Source organism: Streptomyces sp. IBSBF 3136, assembly GCF_036815105.1.
In the GTDB taxonomy this organism is placed as follows: Bacteria; Actinomycetota; Actinomycetes; order Streptomycetales; family Streptomycetaceae; genus Streptomyces.
Genome location: NZ_JAJSZC010000366.1, coordinates 1 through 4,821, shown reverse-complemented (window position 1 = coordinate 4,821; position 4,821 = coordinate 1). Strand labels below are relative to the sequence as shown.

Sequence of the window (4,821 nt, the reverse complement as noted above, 5' to 3'; positions counted from 1 at the left end):
CCCCCGAACCCCTCACCGGCCCCGAGCGGGCCGCCGCCGCCGCGGCCGCGGCCCGGCTGCTGGCGCCGCTGCTGCCCGAACCGCTGGACCACGTGCTGCTCCAGGCCGACCTGACGGCGGTGGCCCCGGGCCCGCTCCAGCGTCCGCTCGCCGACGTGCTCGGGGTGCTCGCGGACGTCGAGTCCAAGGGCGGGGCGACCGTCTACCGCTTCACCCCGGCCTCCGTGCGGCGCGCCCTTGACGCCGGTCGCACCGCCGCCGACGTGCACGCCTTCCTCGCCGCGCACTCCCGTACGCCGGTCCCGCAGCCGCTGGCGTACCTCGTCGACGACGTGGCGCGCAGACACGGCCACCTGCGGGTGGGTGCCGCCTCGGCGTACGTGCGCTGCGACGACGACGCCCTGCTCAACGAGATCCTCGCGGACCGGCGGGCGGCCGCGCTGGGCCTGCGCCGGCTGGCCCCGACCGTCCTGGCCACCCAGTCGGACCCGGCCACGCTCCTGGAGGGGCTGCGCGCGATGGGCTACGCGCCCGCCGCCGAGTCGGCCGAGGGCGACGTGCTCATCGCCCGGGCCCACGCCCACCGCAGCCCGCCGCGCAGCGCGCCGGAGCCGGTGCCGGACGGACCGCCGTCGCCCGACGCCACCCTGCTGGGGGCCGCGATCCGCGCGATCCGGGCCGGCGACCTGGCCGCGACCGCGCCGCGCAAGCCCTCGGGCGACCGGTCGGCCGGCGGCGAGCTGCCCCGCACCTCCTCCGCCGAGACCCTGGCCACCATGCAGGCCGCCGTCCTGACCGGCGAGTCCCTGTGGATCGGCTACGTCAACGCGGAGGGCAGCGCCAGCCAGCGCGTCATCGCCCCGATCCGGGTCGAGGGCGGCTTCGTGACGGCGTACGACCACACGGCCGACGAGGTGCGGACGTACCCGCTGCACCGGGTCACGGGGGTCGCCGAGCTGGCCGAGGACTGACCGGCCCCGGACCGGTCGGGGCCGTCCGGGGCGGGCCCGGTCGGCACTTGCCGACGGGGGCGCCCGCGCGCAGGTGGAAGTGGGCGCGGGCGGCCGTCTCCAGACCGGCGGACGGCACCGCGTCGGCGGGGCCGGGCTCGGACAGCGGGCCGAAGTGGTCCGCCACCCGGGCCCCGTAGCCCTCGCCGTCCGGCGCCTCCTCCCGCGACACCACCCGGAAGCCGCCGTCCGCGGCCGCGTCCCGCTTCAGGCGCACCACCTGCGGAACCTCATCACCGCTGCACTCCACCAGGGTTCCGTCGCGCACCCCGAACTCCGTGCACCGCGTGGTCACCCCGGCCCGTACGACGCCGTCCCGCCCGTCGAGGTCCCGCGGCTCGGCCCCGCAGAACCACCGCGCCCGCAGCGCGGGCACCGTCTCCCCGTACCCGCCGCCCCGCTCGTCGGCCACCAGCCGGGCCTCGATCACGGGCCGCACCTCGCCCCACAGGTGCCGGTCGATCCGTCCCGGCCCCGCCGCCCACAACCCGGTCAGCACCAGCACCACCGAGGCTCCCCCACCGGTCAGCCACCTGCCCGTGGACATCGCCGCGCCCCCTCCGCCGGTCCCGGGCCGCGCCCCGGCGCCGCCCCCGGGAGCAAGACTCGCGGCCGGGGTCCATGGTTGCGGCGGCCCCGGCCCGATCACCCGCCGGTAGGGCACACTGGACGTTTGGCCGTGCCGAAGGGAAGTGCGTAGGTGAACGGACCGCTGATCGTCCAGTCGGACAAGACGCTGCTGCTCGAAGTGGACCACGAGCGCGCCGACGACTGCCGTCGCGCCATCGCCCCCTTCGCCGAGCTGGAGCGCGCCCCGGAGCACATCCACACCTACCGGGTCACGCCGCTGGGCCTGTGGAACGCGCGGGCCGCCGGGCACGACGCCGAGCAGGTCGTGGACGCGCTGGTGCAGTACAGCCGCTACCCCGTGCCGCACGCCCTGCTCGTGGACATCGCCGAGACCATGGACCGGTACGGGCGGCTCACCCTCAGCAAGCACCCCGCGCACGGGCTCGTCCTCACCACCACCGACCGGCCGGTGCTGGAGGAGGTGCTCAAGTCCAAGCGGATCGCCCCGCTGGTGGGCCCCCGCCTCGACCCGGACACGGTCGCGGTGCACCCCTCCGAGCGCGGGCAGATCAAGCAGGTGCTGCTGAAGCTCGGCTGGCCGGCCGAGGACCTCGCCGGGTACGTCGACGGCGAGGCCCACCCGATCGACCTGCTGGAGGACGGCTGGGCGCTGCGCCCCTACCAGAAGCAGGCCGTGGAGAACTTCTGGCACGGCGGCAGCGGCGTGGTCGTGCTCCCCTGCGGCGCCGGCAAGACGCTGGTCGGCGCCGGGGCGATGGCACAGGCGAAGTCCACCACGCTGATCCTCGTCACCAACACGGTCTCCGCCCGGCAGTGGAAGCACGAGCTGGTGAAGCGGACCTCGCTCACCGAGGACGAGATCGGCGAGTACAGCGGCACCCGCAAGGAGATCCGTCCGGTCACCATCGCCACCTACCAGGTGCTGACGACCCGGCGGAAGGGCGTCTACCCGCACCTGGAGCTGTTCGACTCCCGGGACTGGGGCCTCATCGTCTACGACGAGGTGCACCTGCTGCCCGCGCCCGTCTTCAAGTTCACCGCCGATCTCCAGGCGCGGCGGCGACTGGGGCTGACCGCGACCCTCGTCCGTGAGGACGGCCGCGAGTCCGACGTGTTCTCCCTCATCGGCCCCAAGCGGTTCGACGCCCCCTGGAAGGAGATCGAGGCGCAGGGCTACATCGCGCCCGCCGACTGCGTCGAGGTCCGCGTCAACCTGACCGACTCCGAGCGGCTGGCCTACGCGACGGCCGAGACGGAGGAGAAGTACCGCTTCTGCGCCACCACCGCGACCAAGCGGAAGGTCACCGAGGCGATCGTCCGCCGGTTCGCCGGGCAGCAGATCCTCGTCATCGGCCAGTACATCGACCAGCTCGACGAACTGGGCGAGCACCTGAACGCCCCGGTGATCAAGGGCGAGACGTCCAACGCGCAGCGCGAGAAGCTCTTCGACGCGTTCCGCGAGGGTGAGATCAGCGTGCTGGTCGTCTCCAAGGTCGCCAACTTCTCCATCGACCTGCCCGAGGCCACCGTCGCCGTCCAGGTGTCCGGCACCTTCGGCTCCCGCCAGGAGGAGGCCCAGCGCCTCGGCCGGGTGCTGCGCCCCAAGGCCGACGGCCACCAGGCCCACTTCTACTCGGTGGTCGCCCGCGACACGATCGACCAGGACTTCGCCGCGCACCGCCAGCGCTTCCTGGCCGAGCAGGGCTACGCCTACCGGATCGTGGACGCCGACGACCTCCTCGCGGAGGGCACCGGCTGAGCGGCCGGGGGCCGGGGGCCCGGCCGTCCCGGCACCGCCGCTCCGGCCAGCAGCGCCAGGGCGAGCAGCGGGTAGGGCGCGGCGAGCGGCTGCTGCCACCAGGGCAGCCGCAGGTCCAGGTCGCCCTCGTGCGGGAGCAGCCACATGGTGCGGGCGGTGAAGAGGGCCGCGGTGAGCACCGCGAGCCGGACCCGGCCCTCGGCCAGCAGCACCGCGAGGAGCGGCACGCACCACACCCAGTGGTGGGTCCAGCTGATCGGGGAGACGAGCAGGGCCGTGCCGGCGGCCAGGAGGACGCCGTGCCGTTCCTCACGCGCGCGTGCCGCCAGCCACAGGCCCGCCGCCCCCACGGCCGCGGCGGGCAGCAGCCAGGCGGGGTCCGGTACCGGGCCGTGCAGGGCCCGGCCGATCAGGCCCCGCAGGGACTGGTTGTCCACGATCCACGCCTTGCCCACCCGCCCGGTCTCGAACAGCCGCCTGGTCCAGAAGTCCGCGCTCGCGGCGGGCAGGACCAGCAGGCCGAGCAGCACGGTGCCGGCGAAGCCGGCGGCCGCCGTTGCCGCCTCGCGGCGGTGGCCGCGCAGCAGCAGGAGGACGGCGAACACGGCCGGGGTGAGCTTGACGCCGGTGGCGAGGCCGACGGCCAGGCCCCGGGCGCGGGCGCCGGGCGGACGGGTCAGGTCCCACAGGACCAGGCAGGCGATCGCCAGGTTGACCTGGCCGAACAGCAGCGTCTGGAAGACCGGTTCGAGCCAGAGCGCGAGGGCGGTGGCCGTGCGCAGCCGGGCCGGGGACGGCCGGCGGCCGGCCAGCCGGGCGGAGAGGGCGACCAGGAGGGCGAGCAGGAGCGCGTTGCCCGCCAGGAAGGCGGCCTTCAGGACCGGGACCGGGACCAGGGCGGCCGGGACGAAGAGGAGCGCCGCGAAGGGCGGGTAGGTCGCCGGGAGCCGCCACTCGGTCACCGTGAAGCCGTACAGGTCACCGCCGTGGAACACGGCGGCACCCTCGGCCCGGTAGACGAGCAGATCGGCCATCGGGGCCCGTTGCAGGACGCACAGGGCGGTGAAGGAGCAGAGGGAGACCGCGAGGAAGACGTAGGACACCAGCGTCCGTTTCGGCACGGAGGCGACCCTATGGGGTCACTTGCGGCGTACGCCCGCCTCCTCGCCGTACTCGCCGAGGATCACCACGCCGAACGCGGCCTCGACGAAGACCTTGACGGCCCGTAGGGCGTCGCCCAGGAAGTGGCGGTGGGGGCCGTCCACGGCCGTGGCGCCCGACGGGGGACGGACAGGACTCGGATGGATGGTTGCTGCGCTCATGTCTCCATGGTGGATCGCCGGACGCCGATCCGGCATCGTCCCCGGGGCCGGATCCGAAGGCCCGCGCGTAGCTCTCCGGGTGGACCCCGGCCCCCGGCCCGGTGGACCCCGTCCCCTAGGGGGCGTAATTGCATTGGCC

5 protein-coding genes are annotated in these 4,821 nt (G+C 74.9%); 2 read left to right on the top strand and 3 right to left on the bottom strand.

Features of this window, described 5'->3' with window-relative positions:
* Positions 1-971 (top strand): helicase C-terminal domain-containing protein (locus tag V7E45_RS38825; protein WP_333778991.1); only part of this gene is annotated, 971 nt, incomplete at its 5' end.
* Here the strand turns inward: V7E45_RS38825 and V7E45_RS38820 are convergent.
* Positions 940-1,557, bottom strand: a complete 618-nt coding sequence (locus V7E45_RS38820) for a hypothetical protein (RefSeq protein WP_333778990.1) — start codon at positions 1,555-1,557, stop codon at positions 940-942. The two genes, V7E45_RS38825 and V7E45_RS38820, sit on opposite strands and share 32 nt — an antisense overlap.
* 153 nt (positions 1,558-1,710) lie before the next feature.
* On the opposite strand from V7E45_RS38820, the gene V7E45_RS38815 reads away from it, so the two are divergent.
* A complete protein-coding gene (locus V7E45_RS38815) occupies positions 1,711-3,360 on the top strand; it encodes a DNA repair helicase XPB (protein WP_333778989.1) in 1,650 nt (549 codons plus the stop codon).
* Here V7E45_RS38815 and V7E45_RS38810 read toward each other — a convergent pair.
* Positions 3,312-4,394: a glycosyltransferase 87 family protein gene (locus V7E45_RS38810; protein WP_333778992.1), complete on the bottom strand. Its 1,083-nt coding sequence runs from the start codon at positions 4,392-4,394 to the stop codon at positions 3,312-3,314. The genes V7E45_RS38815 and V7E45_RS38810 overlap by 49 nt on opposite strands.
* Before the next feature lie 105 nt (positions 4,395-4,499).
* Positions 4,500-4,682 (bottom strand): hypothetical protein, encoded by a 183-nt coding sequence (locus V7E45_RS38805; protein ID WP_333778988.1) that lies wholly within the window; start codon positions 4,680-4,682, stop codon positions 4,500-4,502.
* Between the last annotated feature and the right edge of the window lie 139 nt (positions 4,683-4,821).